This window comes from Paenibacillus sp. FSL R5-0473, from assembly GCF_038004565.1.
Taxonomy (GTDB): Bacteria; Bacillota; Bacilli; order Paenibacillales; family Paenibacillaceae; genus Paenibacillus; species Paenibacillus amylolyticus.
On sequence record NZ_JBBORL010000001.1, the window covers coordinates 3,395,381 to 3,418,784 of the forward strand.

The window sequence follows — 23,404 nt, forward strand, 5'->3', positions numbered from 1 at the left end:
CCGTTTCACTCAGCCGGGCCTTTGTCCAATGGTTCCAAGCAATTTTTCCATCGATCTGAATATCGCTTCGAACAATTGACTAAATACAAAGGAGAAACTGGGAACCAGCAAAAGCAAAATAGCAAGACCAACGAGTAACTTAAGCGGCAACCCAACTGCAAATACATTAAATTGAGGAGCAGTTTTGGCCAAAAAACCCAATCCAACATCCGTCAAAAACAACGCAACTACAATCGGAGCCGACATCTGAAAAGCCAGCATAAATGATTGACCTAAGGTCTGAATCAAAAATTCAGCAATACTTCCATCTGCCAACCGTAGGAAAAACACATTAGATAATGGTACCCACCGGTAACTGTAAACTATCGCATCCAGCAAATAATGGTGACCATTCATCGTTAGAAACAGAAGCATAGCAAATGCATACTTCAAGTTACCCGTAAGTGGAGCGGAAGCACCTGTCATTGGATCGTATACATTGGCCATACCAAAACCGATCTGTAGATCGATAAAGGTCCCCGCAGTCTGAACAGCCGTCATCAACAGATAAGCCACAAAACCTAAAAGCAGGCCAATTAGAATCTCTCTGATGATCAATAAGACATAACTCAGGTCTGTGGGTACGGTCTGGTCTATTCCGTAAATCAGATAGACAGATAATGTGACAAATGCAGAGATACCTATTTTAACTGAAGCCGGCACATTTCGAGCCGAAAAAACTGGCGCAGTTACAAAAAATGATGTGATTCGACAAAACATAAGCAGAGCGACAGGGAAACTTTGCAACAATGTCTCCATCTGCTAAAGCCTACCCTATGTATCTGTATAGATTATCGAGAATGTTAAACGTGAAATCGACCAAGATATTTAAGATCCAAGGTCCAAACAAAAGTACTGACAGAAGTACGGCAACAATCTTGGGCACAAAAGCTAATGTTTGTTCCTGAATTTGAGTTGTCGCTTGAAAAATACTGATTGCAAGTCCTACAACCAGAGCTAGTATAAGCATAGGTGCGCTGGCCAGCAATGACGTGTATACCGCTTTCCCGGCCAGACCGATAATAAATTCCGAAGTCATGACCGTCCTCCTTTAACTTTCCGGATCAAGTGTTAAAACTCAGTAACAGTGACTTGACAACCAGATACCACCCGTCCACAAGGACAAAGAGCAGTATTTTGAAAGGTAATGAGATCATGACCGGCGGAAGCATCATCATCCCCATTGCCATGAGTGTACTCGCGACAACAATGTCTATAACCAGAAACGGAATAAAAATCATAAACCCCATCTGGAATGCTGTCTTCAACTCACTGATTACATATGCCGGCACCATAACAGTAATTGGGATATCCTGATAGGTCTTTGGTTGTTCAGTCTGATTGTACTTCATAAACAGCAGAAGATCTTTTTCTCTGGTGTGACTAAACATAAATTTCTTCATGGGATCCGCTGCTTTTTCAAGTGCCTCGGTTTGCGTAAGCTCTCCCTGGAGATAGGGCTGAAGCGCTACCTGATTTATGGAAGACAACGTCGGCGACATAATGAAAAGTGTCAGAAATAGCGCCAAACCGACCAGCACCTGATTGGGTGGCATTTGTTGTGTACCCAAAGATGTACGTATAAAACCGAGCACAATTACAATCCGGGTAAAACTGGTCATCAGTACAAGCATTGCTGGAGCAATACTAAGCACTGTAATTAACAGAATGATGGACAGTGAACTCGTGCTTGGTGTCCCTCCATCACCGTTTCCAATCTGAATATCAATATTCGGAATGGGTTCGGCAAAGGCAACCGTTACAGATGCCAGACTGATAAGTCCTAATAAACAACACGCTAACCAAATCTTTTTCTTCATGAATCCCTCGACCGATCTGTAGTATTGTCTTTATCCAGGAGCTTTTCCATCTTCTCTTTACGGTTAGGCATCTGCCGAAGTTTGGATTCAAACATTTCGTGAAAAGAAGTTGTGTCCTCTAGTTCCATTTCCCGCGGCGGTTCTTCTTTACGGAAACGTTTTGTGAGCTTGGCAATGAGAGGTGAGAGATTTCCTTGTTGTGCAGCAGCATCTCGTTCGAAGGAATCAATGATTCTTTGGGCCTCTTCCAAATCCGAAACCTTATCTATCAACTGGATGTCTTCACCTACACCAAGCAGATATACACACCCACCAATTTCCATAATTTGCAACGACTTGTTTTGCCCCAGTCCAACTCCGCCCAGGGTACGAATTGTGCCGTGCCGGAACATTTGCTGATTCCTTTTGTTTAGAAAACGGATCAGATAAACAATAAGGGCCAGGATGACGGCCAGGACAACAATCACCCATACAAGCTGTAAATAATAATTACTTCCCACGCCAGCTCCTCCTGGAATATCACCCTGAGCCATCATCATGTCTCTTAAACGCCCAGTGTCTTGCTGATCGCTTCGATAACCCGGTCAGATTGGAACGGTTTAACGATAAAGTCTTTAGCACCTGCTTGAATAGCGTCGATTACCATCGCTTGTTGACCCATCGCGGAGCACATAATTACTTTAGCGTTAGCATCAATCTTCTTGATTTCTTTCAAAGCTGCAATGCCGTCCATCTCAGGCATCGTAATATCCATTGTGATTAGATCCGGACGAAGCTCTTTAAATTTCTCAATTGCTTGTGAGCCATCCTGTGCCTCACCAACAACCTCATATCCATTTTTGGACAAAATGTCCCGGATCATCATTCTCATAAATGCAGCGTCGTCTACGACTAAAATTCGGTTTGCCATCTTGATTCAAGTCCTCCCTAAATTGTGCTTATTGTAATTTCTGAATACGGTCCCATTGGCTAACGATATCTATAACACGAACACCAAAGTTTTCGTCAATAACGACAACTTCTCCCTTGGCGATCAGTTTGTTATTCACCAAAATATCGACAGGTTCCCCGGCTAACTTATCCAGTTCGACAATCGAACCCTGTGACAGTTCCAAAATATCTTTAATTTGCTTCTGGGTCCTTCCTAATTCTACGGTGACCTTAAGGGGAATGTCCATCAATAAATTCAAATTGTTTTCGTCTACCTGACCATACGCCCCATTTTGCAAATTGGCGAATTGAACTGGTTGTACGTTAACATTCCTATTTGGCATTCCACCGTAATGTTGAGGTGCACCATAAGGTTGCTGCGGTGGCATGCCATACGGCTGCTGTGGCGGCATTCCTTGAGGCATACCCATCGGGGCCTGTCCATATCCGTTATAGTCCTGAGCAGGCTGTTGTGGAGCCTGTGGAGCCTGTTGGTGCTGAACGGGCGGCTGCTCCGCAACCGGTGGTGGCGTTGCTGGTACAGCTGCTGGCGCAGGTTCAGGTGTTGATGCCACTGGTGCGCTGGCAGTTGACTCCTGAGCGCCTCCAATCAGCATATCTACCATGCTTTTGGCAAAATGTACTGGAAGCAACTGCATCAGATTGGAATCGATCAGATCCCCGATTAACAAACGAAATGAAACTTGGATAAGTGTCTCATCTGCTGGAAGATTACTTACACCCTCTCCACTCTCCAGATTGAGAATATCGATTCCCGGAGGGGAAATATTCACAAAACGATTAAAAATCGTGGACATTGAGGTTGCAGAGGAACCCATCATCTGGTTCATCGCTTCCTGTACTGCACTAATATGGATTTCATTCAGTTCTTCATCGACCGGATTTCCTTCTCCACCCAACATCAAATCAGCGATGACTTGGGCATCTCTCTTCTTGATAACAAGTGAGTTAATACCTTCGAATCCATCCACGTAATTCACATGAACGGCAACATGTGGCTTAGGAAAAGCTTCTTCAAACTGCGTTCGACTAATGATAGAAACTTTAGGTGTTGTAATATCTACTTTGAGGCCTAATAGCGTGGATAAGGCTGTTGCCGCGCTACCAAATGTAATGTTACCAATCTCCCCCAAGGCATCCTGCTCCAGCTCGGTCAAAAAATCATCAACCGTCTTTTCAGCGGGTTCCGAGCTGTTTATCGATTCCGATTGCCTGAGCAAAGCATCGATTTCTTCTTGGGATAAATAATCCTTACTCGTCAAATTCTTCAACTCCTTCGGTGACAATCTTGTCTATTTGCACAGCCACACGGTCTTTGATTGTCCCCGGACTGCCCATGTATTTCAGTTTGTCACCCACTTTTATGGAAAGTCCCTCATCAACTGGTTTGTTCAACGTAATGACATCGCCAACGGACAGACCCAGAAATTCTGCAATTGAAATTCTCGATTCTCCCAATTCCGCAACGATTGGTAACTTGGCTTTGTTTACACGCTCTTTTAGAGCATCATACTCCTCCGGAGCTCTCGTTTTCTTCTCCGAAACAAACCACTGATGAGTTGACAACCGTGACATAATAGGTTCAAGAACGACATGCGGTATACATAGATTGATCATGCCTGTCGTGTCACCAATTTTGGTACTGAGCGAGATCAGAGCAATGGTCTCATTGGGAGATACAATCTGCATAAATTGCGGATTGGTCTCGAGCGCTTCCATCCTTGGGGAGATATCCAACACAGTTTTCCATGCTTCCTGCAAACTTTCAAATGCTCGGCTGAATATCCGCTCCATGATGGTCGTCTCAATCTCCGTCATGGATGCGATCTTGGTTGGAGCAATTCCGGTTCCACCAAGCAGGCGATCCAACATCGCATATCCCACGTTTGGATGGACTTCCATCACCATTCGTCCCTGTAGTGGCTCCGCTTCAAAAATGTTCAATATCGTCATCTTAGGAATAGAACGGATAAACTCATCATAAGGCAACTGTTCGACCTGAACGACATTGATTTGAACGAACGTCCGCAGTTGGGCTGAAAAATAAGTGGTGAGAAAGCGTGCAAAGTTTTCGTGAATACGAGTCAAGCTTCTGATATGGTCTTTGGAAAAACGCACTGCCCGCTTAAAATCGTACGATCTGATTTTCTTCTGAGTTTCTTCCTTCTTCAATTCTTCTGCGTCCATTTCACCAGAAGAAAGGGCTGCTAATAGGGCGTCAATCTCATTTTGTGATAATACATCCACCATGTTCTCACCCCCTTACAGGTCTACAGCGTGTTCTGTTCATTTACATTGGCGCCATTACAAAAGCTGAAAAACTGGTGCTGCTCAACTTACCTTCAGGTAAAGCTTCATTAATTAGTCCCGTCAATCTCTCATTAAATTGTACGCGGCCCTTCGCTGTAGCCAGCTCCTCAGACTTTGTATCCGCAAACGTCTGAATGATAATAGGCTTCACTGTAATTTCTTTGATTTTCTCGAAATCTTCTTTGGCTGTTTTGTCTGACAACTTGAATGAGAAGCTGACAACTACAACATGATCCGTATCAGCCAAATTGGTTTTAATTTCTCCAAGCTCAGAGGAAACCTCTACAATCTCATCCGCAGTCATCTTCTTAGCTTCTGAGGCTGCCGCCGTATGTGTGTCGTCCTTATTCCCGTTCTGTCCTTGCATAAATACAAACACAACCACCACAATGAGTGTTATCGCCAGCAACATTGTTGCAAGCCAGGGCATCATTTTTTTCATCAGGATTCCTCCGTTTGCTGCACTTTAATAGTGGCTGCCTGAACCCCGATTTCACGGTTGTAATCTTTAATCTTGGAAATAACGTCAGCGGCTTTTTCAAGCACAATCAGTCTCTTTCCAGTTACCAGAGTAATATACGTATCCGGCGTCTCTTCCACAATTTCAACCATCAGCGCATTTAACCACATGGGAGAACCATTTAACCGCGTAACCGAAATCATGCTAAGCCCCCTTAATCAGAGTGGGAGGAGCAAGCTCCCCCACGTTTTAAAAATTCATTAATCAGTTATTAACGTTTCAGGTTAACAACTTCCTGAAGTATTTCATCCGACGTTGTAATGATTCGGGAGTTTGCCTGGAATCCACGTTGAGCTACGATCATCTCAGTAAACTCTCCTGTCAGATCCACGTTAGACATCTCGAGCTGTCCAGCAATGATTGCTCCTGTTCCGTCCTCAGCACTGTTCGCTGTTAATGGTTCCAGCGCCCCATCCGGATTCGCGTTTGCTGTCATACGGTACAAGTTGCCCCCAATTTTCTCAAGGCCTTCTGGATTGACAACTTTACCTATTCCAATCTGTGGACCCGCTTCGATGGTTCCGTCTGCCATGGTTTGGTTAATTGTTCCATCCTGACCTATCGTGAAGGAAACAACATCATCCGGTATCGTAATATTTCCACCACCGTTATCCAGAACAAACAATCCATCCGAAGTCAAAAGGTTACGTGCAGCATCCACATGGAAATCCCCTGCACGAGTCAGGTAAGGTACTTCCTGATCTTCACTCAAACGTACCAAGAAGAATCCATCTCCATTAATCCGAAGATCTGTTGGATTATTCGTTGTCATTGGGCTACCTGCCAGATGCAGCGTATCAATTGAACCTACCGTTACACCAAGACCGATTTGTTTCGCATTGACACCACCACTTGCATCGCCAGGAGCAGTTACCCCTGCCGTTGTTTGGCTCATAATATCTTTGAACATAACCCGACTGCCTTTGAAGCCAACCGTGTTTACGTTCGCAATATTGTTACCAATTACGTCGAGTTTTGTTTGGAAACCCCGCATCCCGGAAACGCCTGAGTACATTGATTTTATCATTTTTAAAAATCCTCCCAGTCTTCATTTGGTTACCGCATCAGTCGGTCAGCGGCATTCCGGCTCCCGAGAAGGGCCAGCCGGTTAAGAAATGATTACGGCACTATCAATCTGAGTGAACACATTATCCTTCATGCTCTCACTATCCATAGCTGTAACCACAGTACGATTTTTGACATTGACGATAAAAGCCATATCCTGCATTAAAATCAATGACTCTTTGGCTCCTTTGGCAGCAGCTTTGTCCAAAGCAGAACCAATCTGTTCCATTTGCTCAGTCTTGAGTTCAATACCACGCTGTTCCAATCGTTTGGCAGCATGATTGCTCAATTTCAGAAGGTTATCTTCCAGCACTTTTGCAAAAGGTTTTTCGGGTATAGCCAAAGCTTCTCCCGTTTTGGGTCTTTGAAGCATATTCGGTGTAATCGGGCCTGCGTATAATTGTCCAACCGTTATGCGATCACTCATATCGTTTTCCCGCTATCTTCCGTATCACCCGTTTCAGCGGATGATTCAACTTCCTGGCTCTCGTTCGTTTCAGGAGTTACATCCTGAACGTTCTGTACCGGAGTTTGACTCTCTTCTGCCTGTTTTGGATAATTCACCTGAATGATCTCATCCAGCTTAATCTCGTCGTTGCCCACTTTTGCGTATTGAACGCTATCTCTTACAATGATGGAATCTACAATACCCTGACGAAGAGTTCCGTTATCATCTTTATTAGAAGAAAGCCAACTTACCTCCATGCCAATCATACCGGATACAGCACCAAGGGACTGGTTCAATGTTTTAAGCTGCGTAGAAATATTGACCAGTTGTTCCACTGAGCTGAACTGTGCCATTTGAGCGATAAATTCCTTATCCTCCATCGGCTGCATCGGGTCTTGATTTTGCAGCTGGGTAATCAGGATTTTTAGAAACTGATCTTTACCCAATTCCTTTGTTGCGGCACTTGTGGTTGCTTTATTGGCTGCCGAATAGTTCGGCCAGGTATTATTCGTTGAAACAATTTCATTAGCCATATGCTCACCTCATTTCTGTTTAAGCCTCAGCACTAAACGTATCTCTCTGTAATTCATTTCCTTCGACTTGCTCGCTACGCCAGTTACGCAACTCTTCTTGAATCCCTGCTGTAGCTATAGCATCATCCGATTGTTCCTCACGCTCACGCGAACGGCGTTGTTGTTGAGAGTTACTTCCCGGCTGACGGCCTCCGTCCTGATACATCTGTGATCCGATTGAACTGTTCTGGGTAACCTCAAGTCGTTCCACTTGAATTCCCTGGGCTTGAAGTGAAGAACGCAGCTGCGTCATTTGTTGTTCAAGCATGTCTTTAGCCATCGTATGCTCAGTCATAAACCGTGCAACCAACTGCCCGTTCTGTAAGGTAATTTGAACATCCAACTTACCTAGATGCTCAGGCCGAAGTGAGATGGTCGCCTCGGAAAATCCTTTTTGCTGGACAATATCCAGCTTGTTAACAACAAACTGTGTCATTTCCTTCGCAAACTGTGATGTTTGCATTACAGGTTCAGCCGGTTTTCCTGCTGTTGTACCTGATGAACGCAAGGACAGCTCTCCTGCAGTAATGATGGTTGAGTGTTCCACTTCTCCACCTGCATTTGAAGCAGATGTTGTCTCAGCTTCAGCTTTCACCTGGGTTCCAGAATTCGCCACTGCCGCAACAAGAACTTGTGGTACGACCGAATCCTGTTTGGATGTTTGAAGCGAAGTACTTGGAGCAACTTGTGCAGTCTGATCCTTAACTGCAGTCAATGTATCCAGTATGGATTTCAGTTCAGTCCATCCTTTGTTACTAGTGGTATCCACTCCAGACTCTTGAAGCTGACTCTGCAGAGATTGTAACAAATGTTTGAATTCAGGAGCGTTCTTCGCAACGTTACTCTCAGGATCATTCATTCCAGCTACTAATTGTGTAAGCATATCTTGCAGAACAAAACGTACTGCTGCAGGATGCTGCGACAGTTCAATTGCGGGTACTGTTTTTACACTTTCCGCTCCGTTCGAAGACTCGTCGGAACCTTCTGCATTAGTACCTGAAGGATCACTTAATTGTGTATACATCTGTTGAATCAGAGTTTGCAAACCTGCAAGTAGAGCTGGGTCATTTTCCAAAGCTTCGTCAAGTGAATCCAAGTCCGTGAACAACGAATTCAGTATAGCCGTGATTGATGCCGCTTCTCCTTCTTCACTTGTAGCAAAGGAAAACACCAACGGATTGGCAGTTAAACTTCCAGTAGCGCTTGAACTATCACCTTCTGTGTTTCCTCCAGATAGCGATTGTGCAAGAGTTTGGAGAAATTCACCGCTAGCACCTACAGCTGAACCTTTCGATTGTGCTCCGGTTGTCTGACCTGTCCCCGTTGCTTTTGCAGATGCTGTGGATGCCATTTGATATACAATCGACATTTATTTTCACCTCCTCTCGGTTATACAGAGTAATCAGTTCTACTTGTTACCCATTAATCTGTTCAAAATTTTTGCAGTTTCAACCGAATCCTCTGAAGACATGTTCTCAAGCAATTGAGAGCGTGTTGCATCATCTACTGAATTCAGGATGGTCAATGTTTTGTCAGGACTTAACTTGTATGTTTCCAATAATAGCTTGGCACCACTTGAAGCAGACATCGAAGCAAATGTTTGACTAAGCTGGTTTTTATCCAGGTTTTTGCTTGTGGTTGTGGATGCAGTTGAAGTTGCTGTGGTTTCTTTCTTCAATCTGGATTGCAGCGCATCCAGCGCCAGATCCCCGGACGGTTTGGCATCCTTCATCATCATGGTGACATCGGCTGCCGTTTTCGGGTCCATCTTTTCAAGCACCTTGGTCCGAGCAGATGACTGCATGGCATTCAACAACAATACCATTTCCTCATTCGTCATATTTTGCAAAATCGGTGCAGCTTTGCTTGGGCTCATGTCAGCATACATTTTAGCCAAATCTTTGATTTGTTTCTGATAATCAGATTCCGTTTCGGGCGTTGCTGCTGTAGCCGTTTCATCCGCTTTTTCCGCATCATCCAACTTCTTCTGAAGGTCCGTGGCCTTCTTTGCTTCAGTTGTTGTCGCTTCCTGTGCTGCCTTGAGCTCTGTTTCTTTGGCAGTTACTTGGGATTTCAGCTTTTCGATTGTGGCTTCAGCACTTTCAACCTGCTGCTCACTCTTCTCCAGCTTCTCCTTCTCCGGATCCAGTACAGGATCAGGTACCCATTCCTTAACTACCGGTATCTTGTTGGCAAATTCAAACAAATTATTACGAATATCTACATTAAATAGCGTAAGTAGTACACCTAGCAATACCACGGTGAATACAATCGGGATAGAAATCATGAGAAACTTTTCCCAACCGCCTCCCGACTCTTTTTCCATGTCGCTATCATCTTTAACAGCCATCGTTTATTCCTCCTTCACGAGACAACTTCGCGTCCGGCTCACATCAATTCGCGCGTCCGGCTTTGGCAGCGAAGCGTACAGTAGCCATCTCGTCCAGATCGTTCTGTTCCCGGAGGAGCATCTCCTGCTGAAATTTGATTTTTGCCTTGTCTCTCGCTCCAAGCCATACTTTTTCATCAACCATCTTACCGTTCAGAAACGTCTGATTCCGTTGCACATTGACCTGAGCATGTTTAACATCACTGTTTTTGCGTGAAATGCACTCGTCAAGGTGATGTACATAACGCTGCATCTCCTGCAGACTGTTTACAGACGCTGTATTTTCCGTAGCAGATTGGATAATGCCGATCAGATTACTTCTATCATTAAGAAGTTGTATCAGATGATCTTCCTCCGTCTGAAGTTTACCGATCGCTGTGGATAACATCCACTCTGCCTGTGTTTTTTCATTACTCTTCAGGTCAACAACTTTCTGGAAATGATATCGAAATTTCATCGTTTACCCATTCATCTCCTTGCAAATTCAAGAATCAAACGTTCCTGTACTTCACTTAAAGTGACTTTCTCGTCGACTTTCTGCTTGGTAAAGTTCCATATACTATCAATCTGGTCTATCGATTCATCTATGGCTGCATTTGATCCCCGCTGGTAAGCTCCAATATTGATCAAATCTTCCGATTCTTTGTACACAGCCATCAAACGTTTCATATTATTAACGGCTTCCAACTGCTCTTCCGGAGCAATATCCTTCATAACACGGCTTATGCTGGCTAACACATCAATCGCTGGAAAATGACCTTTATTTGCAATGGATCGATTTAACACAATGTGTCCATCCAGAATGCCCCTTACCGCATCCGCGATTGGTTCATTCATGTCATCCCCATCGACCAAAACGGTGTAAAAGGCTGTAATCGAACCGGTAGGTCCTGTACCCGCCCGTTCAAGCAGTTTGGGCAAACTTGCAAAAACCGATGGCGTATATCCTCTCATTGCCGGAGGTTCACCTACGGCCAGACCCACTTCCCTTTGTGCCATCGCATATCGAGTTACCGAATCCATCATGAGCATCACGTTCATTCCACGATCTCGGAAATACTCTGCAATAGTGGTCGCAATAACTGCTCCCTTAATCCGAATCAGGGCAGGCTGATCTGAAGTTGCAACAATGACTACGGAGCGTTCCAGTCCTTCCGGACCCAGATCCCGTTCAATAAAGTCGCGCACCTCACGTCCACGCTCACCCACAAGCGCGATGACATTGACATCTGCTGCTGTATTACGAGCAATCATGCCCATCAATGTACTCTTACCAACACCAGAACCGGCAAAAATACCTACACGCTGTCCCTTACCTACGGTCAACAATCCGTCGATAGCTCTTACACCAACACCCATCGTTTCAAGTACACGCGGACGATCCATTGGATTAACCGGTGTATTGGAGGTAGAGTACATCGGCATTCTGGATGGAAGGAGGGAACCGTCCAGCGGTTGTCCAAGTCCGTCCAATACTTTACCGAGCAATTCGGAGCCTACCTGAACGCCGAGTGGTTTACCCGTACCTACTACATCGCAACCAGGACCGATGGATTGAAGTTCACCCAGTGGCATAAGCAGCACTTTGTTATCTCGAAACCCAACAACTTCGGCCTGAAGAGGCTTAGCCGATTTACCAGGATAGATATAACATACGTCACCGATACTTGCATCTGGCCCTTCTGACTCCACCATAAGACCAATGACCTGAGTAACTTTGCCGTTAATACGAACAGGATCGAATTGGCGCAAATGTTCCATATATCGCTGTGAACTAAGAACCTTCATGTTGATTTTTTCGCTCCTCATCCTCAAGTGCTATGCGGACCAGTTCTTTTTTAATCTCTGCAAGCTGTGTATCAATTCTCGCATCTACACTTCCAAACGAAGAACGAATGACACATCCCTTATCTTTGACCGTTGAATCAGGCAAAATCTGCAATTCTGCCTGAGAGTCAATGGACAGAGATAATTCTTCACGAGCTGCCTGTACAAATGTAAACTGATCAGGTGCCACACAGAGTGTGATCAAACCCTGCTCCCGTTTACGTGACAAACTCTGACGAATCAGTTCCAATGTATGATCGGGTTCAATGGTAAGTTGCTTATCAATGACTTTCTCAGCGATCCCGCAAGCGAGCTCCACGAGGAACGGTTCGGCTTCCTGAATGATCTGATCTTTAGCTACATAAGCTTCCTTGAGCACTTCCTGGGCTTCAATCATCATCTTTTCGATCTGCACCTGGAGATCCAGTTCAGCTTGTACTTTGCCTTCTTCAAAACCCTGTTGGAAACCTTGTGAACGAAGTGCTTCGGTCAGATGTTCATCCTGTTGCCGTTGTTCCTGCCACCAGCTGTCGATCTGTTCACGGGCCTCTTGAAGCATGCGCTCTGCCTCTTCTGAAGCTTCACGTACTTGCTTTTCTGCAAACTCCTTGGCATCTTCCAGCATTTCTGCGGTGAGACGTTGTGTTTCTTCGTCCACGCGTGCTTGAAGCGTTTCTGCCTCAGAACCTTCAGCACTATCACCGTATAATTCCGTTTCAGACTCCTCAGCACCACCATAATGATGATGATTTTCAAGTTTTTTACGGTCATCAACGGGTACATACTGGAAAGATTTAATCAAATTAGACAATGATATCATCTCCTCCACCGCGTGCGATAATGATCTCACCGGCTTCTTCCAATCTGCGTATCGTTCCTACGATACGTGTCTGAGCTTCCTCAACATCACGCAATCGCACAGGTCCCATAAATTCCATCTCTTCTTTGAATGTCTCGGACATCCGTTTCGACATATTCCGGAACACGGCATCCCGAACTTCTTCGCTTGCCACTTTGAGTGCCAGCTGCAAATCTGCGTTGTCGATATCCCGAATAATGCGCTGAATCGAACGATCATCCACATTGACGATATCTTCGAATACAAACATGCGTTTTTTGATTTCCTCTGCAAGCTCTGGATCCTGAATCTCGAGCGAGTCCAAAATGGTACGCTCTGTCCCCCGATCGACTCCGTTCAGAATCTGAACGATCGATTCGATACCACCCGCATTCGTGTAATCCTGCGTTACGGTAGAAGATAGTTTCTGTTCCAGAACCCGCTCCACTTGAGAGATAACTTCTGGCGAAGTACTATCCATAACAGCCACCCGGCGAGCGACATCTGCCTGTTTCTCTTGTGGCAAGGATGATAGAATCGCTGCTGCCTGTTCGAATTGCAGGTAAGACAGAACCAGGGCAATCGTTTGCGGGCTTTCATTCTGAATAAAGTTCAAAATTTGATTCGGATCTGCTTTGCGCGCAAAGTCAAATGGTCTGACTTGCAGCGTAGCTGTCAAACGATTAATGACTTCAAGTGCTTTTGATGAACCCAGAGCTTTTTCCAGGATTTCTCTGGCGTAATTGATACCGCCCTGAGAGATATATTCCTGCGCCAGACAGATCTGGTGAAACTCGGCCATGATCATATCCTTTTCAGAAGAATCAACTTTGCGAACGTTGGCAATCTCCAACGTAAGTTGCTCAATCTCCTCATCACGCAGATGTTTGAATATCTGAGCCGATACTTCCGGACCTAATGTAATCAACAATATTGCTGCTTTTTGTTTGCCAGTCAAACCTTGACTGCTTGCCTTTGCCAATGCGCTCACCTCTATTCGTCAGCCAGCCATGTACGCAGCAGATTGACGAATTCGTCTGGCTTTTTCTTGGCCAAACTCTCCAATTGTTTGCGCACCTGACTTTCGTTCGTTACACTGTCCAGCGTAATGGACGGGAACTCTGTTGCTATTGGAAGAGGAATCTCTTCTTCTTCGACTTCGTTTTGTTTGCGGCGACGGCGTACTAACAAAATAACTACCGCTGCGATCAATGCCGCTATGAGTGCGCCTCCACCCCACATCATCGTTGAGGAAAGCTGGAAACCTGTATTGTCTGCAGAGGCAGTCTGGAAGCCTTGTGACATAACTGAAACTTTCTTTGTCAGATCGGCGTCACTTATTATAGTGCCTGAGTCTGCCAGTGAAGCACGAACAATGTTAACCAAAATATTCTCAATTGCGTCCTGAACCGGTCCCTGTAATTCTGTTTCTCCATTCGGTGGTTCAACTGCAACGTTAATGGTTAAGTCTTTTACAGTATACGGACTGGAAATAATATCCTTGGCGATTCGATTAACATCGTAGTTTATAGTGCTTGATGATTCTTCGGAGGTAGAGTTACCGGTTGCATCAGATGATGGGTAACCCGGAACTTCCTCTTGCCCTGTGCCAGCAACACCACCTGTTGGATTGCTTGCGCCAGTGTAGCTCTTTTGAATCTCCTGCACACTGATCTCGATGCCTTTCATATTATCTACATCAACAGGTGTAACCAGATTTTCCTTACGTGTTTCTTTGTCAAAATTAAGTTTGGAGGCTACCAAAACATTAACTTTGTCTTCGCCTACAATCTGGGAAAGGAACTGCTTTACGTTATTACGGACATCGTTTTCAAACTTTTTCTGTAGTGCCATGTTCTCTTGAACTTCGGAAGACAACCCGCCACTGCCACCTCGGGCAGTTGGAATCAATTCTGCTTCATCTGTGTTTGTAATCGTGATGTTCTCAACAGGCAGATTAGGAATTGCAGTCTTAACCAAGTTAAAGTAGCCATCTACCGCTGCCTGATTTGGATGATAACCCGGTTTGAATTGGAGAGCTACCGATGCTGATGCTTTGTCTTGTTCTTCTAAACCAGCAAAGATGTTATCTTTCGGCATATTCACGAGTACTTTAGCATCCTGTATCCCTTGCATCCGCTGAAGTAACTGTTCAACTTCTCCGTTTATAGCATTGTTGTACTTTACATCAAACTCTTTATCCGTCATCCCGATGGGGGATGATGACTCCTCGAATGACTTATACCCTAATGAACCATTCTGAATAATCCCTTGAGATCCAACATTCACCTTTGCAATTGCAACACTTGTACTCGGTACGGATATGGTCTTGCCATCTGAACTTAATTTGTATGGAATGCTAGATGAATCGAGATAACTGATCACGCCCGCTGAATCACTTGCATTCAAATCTGTAAAAGCAACTTCATATTCCGTTTTGGACAATTGCATCGTGAGTACAACTGCAGCCAAAATCAGGAACAGGAAGGTGGATATAAATAATACTTTTTGCTTTTTGCTAAAACTATTCCAATACTGGGATGCCTTATCCCTGTACTGGGCGATTCTCTCATTCACTCTGTCACCCCATCCGAAACTTTGCTTAGTCTGTCCTTACTCAACCCTAGCCGTTTCATAGGTTGACGATCAGGAGCAGCATCGCAGCTGCTTTGTTGTAATGATCAGCGCTATTATCGAAGCGCAAGTAGGTTATTTTATAACTGCGTTCGCATAACTTCTTGGTATGCTTCGACCACTTTGTTTCGGACTTGAGTTGTGAGTTGTAGGCTTAACAAGGCCTGTTCTGAAGCAATCATCACTTGATCCACATTCGCTTTGCCGACCAAAAATTGATTCGACATTTCATGCGATTGAGCCTCCTGTGCTGCAACGGACCCTAATGCATTCTGTAAGTATGTACCGAAGCTCTGAATGGTTTCGGCTGGTGTAGAAGGCTTACTTTCGGTTGCACTCTTCATCTGTAGCGGTTGTATCCCCTGTATGCTAAACATGTTGTTCTGAATCATTAATGTCCCTCCCCTTCATTCCTGGTTTGTATTTTTCTTATTTTCATTTTTAAGCAGATTATCTTCCAATCTCCAAAGCTTTGGAGATCATCGCTTTGGTTGAATTCAGTGCTGTTACGTTTGCTTCATATGAACGCGAAGCAGAGATCATGTCGACCATTTCTTTCGCAATATCCACATTAGGCATAAATACATATCCTTCTGCGTTTGCATCCGGATGAGAAGGGTCATACACAGGCTTCAGAGGTGACTGATCCTCGCGAATCTCCGTTACTCTTACGCCATCTCCTGAACCGCTACCTCTCATCTGATTTTGCAGCATCGTACCAAATGACGTTTTATTCGGCTCAAGCACAACCATTTTACGTTTGTAAGGGACCGCTTCACCATTGGATACGCTCGCGCGCGTAGTCTCTGCGTTGGCAATGTTGGAAGATATTACGTCCATCCGCAACCGTTGGGCTGTCAGAGCTGAGCTACTGATACTAAAACTATTACTAATGTTCAATTTAGGTTATCTCCCTTCCACGCCAACACGCATGATTTTAATTTGTTCGTTCACTTGCTGAATATAAGCGTTATAACGTAACTGATTCTCCGCCAGAAGACTCATTTCTCTGTCTATATCGACATTGTTTTCGTTGTTATTCATGGAGGTTGACTGGTCCATATTAACTACTGGCGTGGGTACGGAAGAGGAAGGACCTATGACAAAATGCCTTGCATCAGTTACTTTACCCTTAAGAACAGGCATATCTCCATTCATTTGCCCTTGCAACATTTCTTCAAAAGAAACGTCCGAGCGCTTGAAATACGGGGTGTCGGCGTTCGCGATGTTGTCAGCAATTGTTCGTTGTCTGATATTGGACGCATCGAGTGCACCTTGTAATCTTTTAAAGCTGATATCGTTTAAAAGATTCACAATCTCCCTCCTCTCTTTAGAAGTTATGGAAAAAGATTGTATCTTTTCCCTTAAAAATTCTTATGTTTTTTTCGACAAAAACATTCGTCTTTACACGGTTTTCTAGGACTTAAGTAGAATTAACTCTGATGTTGTCGTATAACATAAGTTTCTTCGAGTTTGGGATTTATTACAATAAGAAAAAAGCCCTATCTTTTCTGAAAGACGGGGCTTTTTGTGTATTTTCTGCAAATTATGAATTTTTTCGTAAATGTTCGGGCCCAAAACAAAAGTATGTTAATACTCTCCCTTATTGTTCTTTAACATTCTTAAAATAAAAAAAAAAATTCGAGTCTCAGCATGAGCTTATAACGCCCGTAATTATGTATATTTCCGAATATTTCATAGTTGATAATGTTAGAATTTTTTGCTGTTATACTAAGGGTTTAAGGACAATATGATAGGTATACATACAAAGCTGTATATTAATCAATTGACAAATTATCTTTCAAGACTAAAGAAAACTCGTCTTGCCCACACAACACTTTCTTAACAATTAAGTGGGGTCTATATATTTTAATTTTAAGAAAACAATTAGTGGCTTCAAACTTTTCAACAATTCATCATTTTGCGCATTTACGCAACATTTACCAATCTGTCGACTAAACCGATGACCAGACTTGGAATAAGGAAAATTCATTTAATGGGAATCATTGGGTTTGGAATGGAAGAATAACTACCACTCCGATAGGTTTTAACTCCGGATACATGCGGCACAAGTCCTAGGTTTTGTCGATCCGTATAACAACCACACATCTTTTATCGGTTGTAACATCAAAATCCTTTAGATAGAAACAAAAATAAACGATATGCGTTAAGTAAGAGGGCCTTTGTGATTCGTTAAAGGATCGCTTCCCTTTGTCGATCACACAAATGTTCTCTACTCTCTTGCATACCGTTCATTTATAGCATCATCTTAACAACTACATTACTAGCCGCATGTTACAGGATATACTGGCTCAAATCACGATCAAGCGCAATATCATTTAATTTCTCCCGGACATACTCCGGAGTGATCACCATACGCTCCAGTGTAAGCTCAGGTGCCTCAAAGGATAAATCCTCCAAAAGCTTTTCAAGAATCGTATGCAATCGACGAGCACCTATATTTTCTGTATTTTGATTGACGGATTCAGCCAATTTGGCAATCTCGCGAATGGCCTCATCCGAGAACTCAATCTCAATATTCTCTGTGCGCAACAGATCAACATACTGCTTGGTCAGTGCATTTTGGGGTTCAGTCAGAATGGAAACAAACTCCTCCAGTGTTAGACTGCTTAGTTCCACACGAATTGGGAAGCGTCCCTGAAGCTCAGGAATCAAATCAGAGGGTTTGGCGACATGGAATGCGCCAGCTGCCATAAACAGAATATAATCCGTTTTGACAGGACCATATTTCGTCATTACTGTAGAGCCCTCTACGATAGGCAGTATGTCACGTTGCACACCTTCACGGGATACATCAGGACCACTACCGCGCCCTTGACTGGCGACCTTGTCAATTTCATCTATGAAAATGATACCTGTCTGCTCTGCTCGACGAATGGATTCTTGTGTAACATCATCCATATCGATCAATTTGCCTGCTTCTTCCTGGGTCAACACTTTGCGCGCTTCTTTGATGGCGAGCTTGCGCTTTTTCGTACGACGAGGTAAGAGGCTACCAAACATCTCCTGCATATTCATGCCCATCTGATCATTACCTTGTCCAGCAAACATGTCCATCATGTTAGGCGCAGTGTCTTCGACATCAATCTCAATGATGTCATCCTCCAGCTTGCCGGACAACAGATCAAACTTGATCTTACGGCGGCGTTCGGCAACCCCAGTATCCGGTTCTGGCTCATCCTGTTCCTGAACGTTGTTGCCATTATTACCAAAGATCATCTCAAAGGGATTACGCTGACTCTTGGACTTAGACTGTGAAGGAGCCAAAATATGTACAATTCGCTCATTGGCAGCTTCTTCAGCTTTGTCCTTCACTTTTTCAGTCCGCTCCAACTTCACCATCCGCAGTGATGTCTCAATCAGATCACGCACCATCGATTCAACGTCACGGCCAACGTAACCTACTTCAGTGAACTTGGTAGCTTCCACTTTCACAAATGGCGCACCTACCAGTTTAGCAAGGCGACGGGCGATTTCCGTTTTACCCACACCGGTAGGTCCAATCATCAAGATATTTTTAGGCACAATGTCGTCCTGAGTGTGCTCAGGCAAAAGGCTACGCCGATAACGATTACGAAGAGCTACCGCTACCGATTTTTTAGCTTTCTTTTGACCTACAATATACTTGTCAAGCTCTGCAACAATCTGTCTCGGTGTTAACGCTTGAGTATTCATATTGCTTCCCTCCTACCAGTATGTTGAATTTATTTTTCCTAACAAGGACAAAGAATCCCCTAGACGTCCTGGAGCAGATTACAGAATCATGCTCCACTACGGGAGATTTCTTTGGCTTATAACTCTTCTACAATAATATTATTATTGGTATATACACATAGCTCCGAGGCAATCTGAAGTGATTCACGCGCAATATCTTTCGCTTCCAGATTTACTGCATGACGTTTCAACGCACGCGCAGCAGATAAGGCAAAGTTTCCACCTGATCCGATAGCAATAACGTCATCATCCGGTTCAATTATCTCCCCGCCGCCTGAAATGAGCAGCATACCTGATTTGTCCATCACAATCAAGAGTGCCTCAAGCTTACGCAAGATCCGATCCTGACGCCAATCCTTGGCAAGCTCTACAGCAGCACGTTGCAAGTTACCATGGTGCTCCTCGAGCTTACCTTCGAATTTCTCAAACAGGGTGATCGCATCCGCCACAGAACCAGCAAAGCCAGCAACAACCTGTCCGCGGTACAAACGTCTTACCTTCTTGGCTGTATTCTTCATCACAACACTTTGGCCCATGGTCACCTGACCATCTCCTGCGATTGCAGCCTTACCATTATGACGAACAGCACAGATCGTTGTAGCATGAAATGACATATCCATGATATCAGCATCCTCCCACGAATAATTTATACGCGTTCCGGAACAGTTAGACCTTCTGCCGCAGCAAAACTGGTGATGCCATCCAGGGCACGCTGTGCAAGAGCTTCATTTTTTTCCTTTTTGTTACGAATCTTCGTTTCAAGCTTCGGCAACAAACCAAAGTTTGCATTCATTGGTTGGAAGTGCTTGAAGTCAGCCGTTGTAATATACTGAGCCATACTGCCAAGTGTTGTTTCTACCGGCAATACCACCAGTTCCTGCCCAAGTGCTGCTTTGGCTGCGTTCATGCCGGCAATAAGCCCTGATGCAGCAGATTCCACATATCCTTCTACACCCGTCATCTGACCTGCAAAGAACAGGTTTGGACGCTCTTTAAACTGATACGTCGGAAGAAGCAGTTTAGGAGAGTTAATAAATGTATTACGGTGCATTACGCCATAACGAACGAACTCTGCATTTTCAAGTCCAGGAATAAGGGAAAAGACACGTTTCTGTTCTCCCCATTTCAGATGCGTCTGGAAGCCCACCAAGTTATACAGGGTTCCAGCTGCATTGTCCTGTCTAAGCTGAACAACCGCATGTGGCAACTCTCCTGTATGAGGGTTAACCAGACCTACCGGTTTCATTGGACCAAACAGAGCCGTCTGTTTTCCGCGTTTCATCATCACTTCGATTGGCATACAGCCTTCAAAGTAAATTTCTTTCTCGAACTCTTTCAATTGAGCGACTTCAGCAGTAATGAGAGCTTCATAGAAGACATCAAACTCTTCTTCTGTCATCGGACAGTTCAGATATGCCGCTTCACCCTTATCATAACGGGAAGCCAGATACACTTTATTCATATCAATTGAATCTTTTTCGATGATCGGTGCAGCTGCATCATAGAAGTAGAAATACTCTTCCCCCATTAGTGCCTTGATTTGCTCAGACAATGCAGGTGAGGTCAACGGCCCCGTTGCAACAACAACGATGCCATCTTCCGGCAGAGAAGTTAATTCCTCATTCACCACTTCGATGAGCGGATGCTGGTGCAACGTGGATGTAATCTCACCTGAAAATCCATCCCGGTCCACAGCAAGCGCCCCACCTGCGGGAACTGCATGTTTGTCTGCTGATGACAATACGAGAGAATTGAGCATTCTCATTTCTTCTTTTAACACACCCACTGCATTGGTCAATCCATTCGCACGAAGCGAGTTGCTACATACCAGTTCTGCAAATTTATCCGTATGATGGGCTGGCGTTTTCACAACAGGTCTCATCTCGTATAATTTCACGCGTACGCCGCGACTTGCAATCTGCCAGGCCGCTTCTGTTCCTGCCAGCCCGGCACCAATAACGGTTACTTGTTGTTCATTCGTCAAAATCATTTACCCCCATAAAGCAATTTCATATTTCACTATAATTGTATTGATTCACATATATACTAATCTGCTGATTCGTCATCCGGTTCATCCACCGGCTCCTGATGATCACATGAAGTACACTGCAATCGTGCTCCCTTTTTGTTCCGCTTTTCAATCATTAGCGATCCGCAACTTGGACATGGTTTGGCTGAAGGTCTGTCCCATGAGACAAAATCACATTCAGGATATTTGTCACAACCGTAGAAAATACGTCCTTTTTTGCTACGACGCTCAACAACATGACCTTCCTTACACTTCGGACAAGTCACGCCGATATCCTTGATAATCGGTTTGGTATTCCGGCAATCAGGGAAGCCTGAGCACGCAAGAAACTTGCCAAAACGTCCGAGTTTATAAACCAGCGGTTTGCCGCACTTCTCACAGATCTCATCGGATACTTCGTCTTCAATCTCGATTTCTTTCATTTCTTCTTCCGCAAACTCAAGGCGTTTCTCAAAAGATTCATAGAATTCTGCGAGTACTTTGACCCAATCCTCGGAACCTTCCTCCACATGGTCAAGATCACCTTCCATGTTCGCGGTGAACTCTACATTCAGAATTTCCGGGAAAAACTCTTCCATCTGTTCGATGACCAGTTCACCCAGCTCAGTCGGCATGAATTTCTTTTCCTCTATCGCAACATATCCGCGCTTCTGAATGGTCTCCAGTGTTGGCGCATATGTACTCGGACGCCCTATACCCAATTCCTCAAGCGTCTTAACCAACCTTGCCTCCGTATATCGGGGTGGCGGTTGTGTAAAATGCTGTTTTGGCTCAATCTCCTGCTTCTCAAGCACATCTCCACTTTTCAACGGAGGCAGCAGACGATCTTCATCAGTTGTACCATCGTCGTTTCCTTCAACATATACCTTCATGAAACCTTGGAATCGTACCTTCGAACCTGCTGCACGGAAAATGGTGTCCCCCGCAGCAATATCTACAGAGAGTGTATCCAGAATAGCCGAAGACATTTGGCTCGCTACAAAACGTTCCCATACCAGTTTATACAACCGGAACTGATCGCGACTCATGAATGACTTGATTGAGTCAGGGTCACGCAGAATTGAAGTTGGACGAATCGCTTCATGCGCATCCTGAGCATTAGCTGCTTTTTTGGAATAGTTTCGTGGAGTCTCAGGTGCAAATGGCTCACCATACTTACCAACGATATATTCTTTGGCTTCTTCTTGTGCAGATGCCGCAATTCGTGTGGAGTCCGTACGCATATACGTGATGAGACCTACTGTGCCTTCTTTTCCAAGGTCTACACCTTCATATAGTTGTTGGGCGACCGACATCGTCTTGGAAGCTCTGAAATTCAATTTACGCGCCGCTTCCTGTTGCAGAGAACTTGTCGTAAACGGGGCGGAGGGGTTACGGCTCCGTTCTTTCTCTTTAACTTCCTTGATCGTAAAGTCTGCACCTTCGATCTGTTTCAGGATCGCTTGCACTTCCTCTTCACTGCCCAGCTCTGTTTTGGCCCCGTTCAGTTTATGAAACTTGGCTTCAAACGGATTGCCGTCTGCTGTCAGCTTGGCGGTAATGCTCCAGTATTCTTCCGGCTCAAAATCATCAATTTCATTTTCACGATCTAAAATGATTTTAACAGCCACGGACTGAACCCGGCCTGCAGACAAACCTTTTTTCACTTTCTTCCATAATAACGGACTAATTTTATATCCAACGAGCCGATCCAGAATACGTCTTGCCTGCTGCGCGTTAACCAAATCCATATTGATTTTCCGCGGCGTTTTGAACGCATCTTTGACCGCCTGTTTTGTAATTTCATTAAATACTACCCGGCAATCTGCCGTATCGTCCAGTTCAAGGGCATGGGCCAAATGCCATGCGATAGCCTCACCTTCGCGATCCGGGTCAGCTGCGAGATACACTTTTTTCACTTTCTTCCGTGCATCCTTCAGTTCTTTCAAAATTGAACCTTTGCCGCGGATCGTAATATACTTCGGATTAAAATCATTCTCTACCTCAACGCCGATCTGACTCTTTGGCAAATCGCGAATATGCCCCATCGAAGCTTTTACGATGAACTTGCTGCCTAAATATTTGCCTATCGTCTTCGCCTTTGAGGGCGACTCCACGATTACGAGTGCATCCGCCATAGGTTCATCCTCCTCTCAGTCATGAAACTGTCATGAAACTGTTTCTGTAAGCTTATGCATAGTTAATAACTTCTGCTAATTATATATTTCCACGCACTACGTAAGTTGTA

The 23,404-nt window shown here is 44.5% G+C and carries 26 protein-coding genes; all 26 read right to left on the reverse strand.

The genetic code is table 11. The features are described 5' to 3' along the window. Positions 1-9: 9 nt before the first annotated feature. The 26 genes from fliR to topA all read right to left on the reverse strand — a co-directional run bounded on the left by fliR (position 10) and on the right by topA (position 23,294). Complete coding sequence (fliR, locus tag MKY28_RS14725; protein ID WP_036609353.1) at positions 10-798, reverse strand: flagellar biosynthetic protein FliR; 789 nt, start codon at positions 796-798, stop codon at positions 10-12. A 10-nt stretch (positions 799-808) separates the two neighbouring features. Then, entirely contained in the window at positions 809-1,078 is a 270-nt protein-coding gene (fliQ, locus tag MKY28_RS14730; protein WP_017689172.1) for a flagellar biosynthesis protein FliQ, read from the reverse strand. A gap of 25 nt (positions 1,079-1,103) precedes the next feature. After that, on the reverse strand, positions 1,104-1,859 hold the full coding sequence (gene fliP / locus MKY28_RS14735; RefSeq protein ID WP_036609355.1) for a flagellar type III secretion system pore protein FliP: 756 nt from the start codon (positions 1,857-1,859) through the stop codon (positions 1,104-1,106). Beyond that, the gene (locus MKY28_RS14740; protein ID WP_100529395.1) at positions 1,856-2,392 is read right to left on the reverse strand and encodes a flagellar biosynthetic protein FliO; all 537 of its coding nucleotides are present in this window, start codon (positions 2,390-2,392) and stop codon (positions 1,856-1,858) included. The genes fliP and MKY28_RS14740 overlap by 4 nt, the downstream gene beginning before the upstream one ends. A gap of 11 nt (positions 2,393-2,403) precedes the next feature. Further along, complete coding sequence (locus tag MKY28_RS14745) at positions 2,404-2,769, reverse strand: response regulator (protein WP_017689175.1); 366 nt, start codon at positions 2,767-2,769, stop codon at positions 2,404-2,406. A gap of 28 nt (positions 2,770-2,797) precedes the next feature. Beyond that, complete coding sequence (gene fliY / locus MKY28_RS14750) at positions 2,798-4,072, reverse strand: flagellar motor switch phosphatase FliY (protein WP_036609358.1); 1,275 nt, start codon at positions 4,070-4,072, stop codon at positions 2,798-2,800. After that, complete coding sequence (gene fliM / locus MKY28_RS14755) at positions 4,062-5,060, reverse strand: flagellar motor switch protein FliM (protein ID WP_036609359.1); 999 nt, start codon at positions 5,058-5,060, stop codon at positions 4,062-4,064. Before fliM ends, fliY begins: the two co-directional genes overlap by 11 nt. 40 nt (positions 5,061-5,100) lie before the next feature. Beyond that, positions 5,101-5,562: a flagellar basal body-associated FliL family protein gene (locus MKY28_RS14760; protein WP_036609360.1), complete on the reverse strand. Its 462-nt coding sequence runs from the start codon at positions 5,560-5,562 to the stop codon at positions 5,101-5,103. After that, positions 5,562-5,783 (reverse strand): flagellar FlbD family protein, encoded by a 222-nt coding sequence (locus MKY28_RS14765; RefSeq protein WP_017689179.1) that lies wholly within the window; start codon positions 5,781-5,783, stop codon positions 5,562-5,564. The genes MKY28_RS14760 and MKY28_RS14765 overlap by 1 nt, the downstream gene beginning before the upstream one ends. Before the next feature lie 68 nt (positions 5,784-5,851). Then, complete coding sequence (gene flgG / locus MKY28_RS14770; protein ID WP_237175959.1) at positions 5,852-6,667, reverse strand: flagellar basal body rod protein FlgG; 816 nt, start codon at positions 6,665-6,667, stop codon at positions 5,852-5,854. Between the two features lie 81 nt (positions 6,668-6,748). After that, complete coding sequence (locus MKY28_RS14775; RefSeq protein WP_370511413.1) at positions 6,749-7,078, reverse strand: TIGR02530 family flagellar biosynthesis protein; 330 nt, start codon at positions 7,076-7,078, stop codon at positions 6,749-6,751. 50 nt (positions 7,079-7,128) lie between these two features. Beyond that, a complete protein-coding gene (locus MKY28_RS14780; protein WP_047842480.1) occupies positions 7,129-7,686 on the reverse strand; it encodes a flagellar hook capping FlgD N-terminal domain-containing protein in 558 nt (185 codons plus the stop codon). A gap of 19 nt (positions 7,687-7,705) precedes the next feature. Beyond that, on the reverse strand, positions 7,706-9,094 hold the full coding sequence (locus MKY28_RS14785; protein ID WP_340936281.1) for a flagellar hook-length control protein FliK: 1,389 nt from the start codon (positions 9,092-9,094) through the stop codon (positions 7,706-7,708). A gap of 39 nt (positions 9,095-9,133) precedes the next feature. Next, the gene (locus MKY28_RS14790; protein WP_340029919.1) at positions 9,134-10,075 is read right to left on the reverse strand and encodes a MotE family protein; all 942 of its coding nucleotides are present in this window, start codon (positions 10,073-10,075) and stop codon (positions 9,134-9,136) included. A gap of 43 nt (positions 10,076-10,118) precedes the next feature. Next, complete coding sequence (gene fliJ / locus MKY28_RS14795; protein WP_036609364.1) at positions 10,119-10,571, reverse strand: flagellar export protein FliJ; 453 nt, start codon at positions 10,569-10,571, stop codon at positions 10,119-10,121. An 11-nt stretch (positions 10,572-10,582) separates the two neighbouring features. Next, positions 10,583-11,902, reverse strand: a complete 1,320-nt coding sequence (gene fliI, locus MKY28_RS14800; protein WP_036609365.1) for a flagellar protein export ATPase FliI — start codon at positions 11,900-11,902, stop codon at positions 10,583-10,585. Continuing rightward, positions 11,889-12,752 carry a FliH/SctL family protein gene (locus MKY28_RS14805; protein WP_036609366.1) on the reverse strand — a complete coding sequence of 288 codons (864 nt, stop codon included), beginning with the start codon at positions 12,750-12,752 and terminating at the stop codon, positions 11,889-11,891. Before MKY28_RS14805 ends, fliI begins: the two co-directional genes overlap by 14 nt. After that, positions 12,745-13,761: a flagellar motor switch protein FliG gene (fliG, locus tag MKY28_RS14810; protein WP_036609368.1), complete on the reverse strand. Its 1,017-nt coding sequence runs from the start codon at positions 13,759-13,761 to the stop codon at positions 12,745-12,747. The genes MKY28_RS14805 and fliG overlap by 8 nt, the downstream gene beginning before the upstream one ends. Positions 13,762-13,772: 11 nt before the next feature. Next, positions 13,773-15,356 carry a flagellar basal-body MS-ring/collar protein FliF gene (gene fliF, locus MKY28_RS14815; protein ID WP_282321925.1) on the reverse strand — a complete coding sequence of 528 codons (1,584 nt, stop codon included), beginning with the start codon at positions 15,354-15,356 and terminating at the stop codon, positions 13,773-13,775. A gap of 137 nt (positions 15,357-15,493) precedes the next feature. Further along, entirely contained in the window at positions 15,494-15,805 is a 312-nt protein-coding gene (gene fliE, locus MKY28_RS14820; protein WP_282321926.1) for a flagellar hook-basal body complex protein FliE, read from the reverse strand. A gap of 58 nt (positions 15,806-15,863) precedes the next feature. After that, on the reverse strand, positions 15,864-16,313 hold the full coding sequence (gene flgC / locus MKY28_RS14825; RefSeq protein ID WP_017689191.1) for a flagellar basal body rod protein FlgC: 450 nt from the start codon (positions 16,311-16,313) through the stop codon (positions 15,864-15,866). Between the two features lie 6 nt (positions 16,314-16,319). Further along, positions 16,320-16,727, reverse strand: coding sequence for a flagellar basal body rod protein FlgB (gene flgB / locus MKY28_RS14830; protein WP_036670359.1), 408 nt, complete (start codon positions 16,725-16,727; stop codon positions 16,320-16,322). 981 nt (positions 16,728-17,708) lie between these two features. Beyond that, entirely contained in the window at positions 17,709-19,109 is a 1,401-nt protein-coding gene (gene hslU, locus MKY28_RS14835; protein WP_036609375.1) for an ATP-dependent protease ATPase subunit HslU, read from the reverse strand. Positions 19,110-19,225: 116 nt separating this feature from the next. Further along, complete coding sequence (hslV, locus tag MKY28_RS14840) at positions 19,226-19,768, reverse strand: ATP-dependent protease subunit HslV (protein WP_017689194.1); 543 nt, start codon at positions 19,766-19,768, stop codon at positions 19,226-19,228. A 26-nt stretch (positions 19,769-19,794) separates the two neighbouring features. Further along, positions 19,795-21,138 (reverse strand): FADH(2)-oxidizing methylenetetrahydrofolate--tRNA-(uracil(54)-C(5))-methyltransferase TrmFO, encoded by a 1,344-nt coding sequence (gene trmFO, locus MKY28_RS14845; RefSeq protein WP_435303335.1) that lies wholly within the window; start codon positions 21,136-21,138, stop codon positions 19,795-19,797. A gap of 56 nt (positions 21,139-21,194) precedes the next feature. Further along, positions 21,195-23,294 (reverse strand): type I DNA topoisomerase, encoded by a 2,100-nt coding sequence (gene topA / locus MKY28_RS14850; RefSeq protein WP_036609379.1) that lies wholly within the window; start codon positions 23,292-23,294, stop codon positions 21,195-21,197. Positions 23,295-23,404 lie beyond the last annotated feature (110 nt).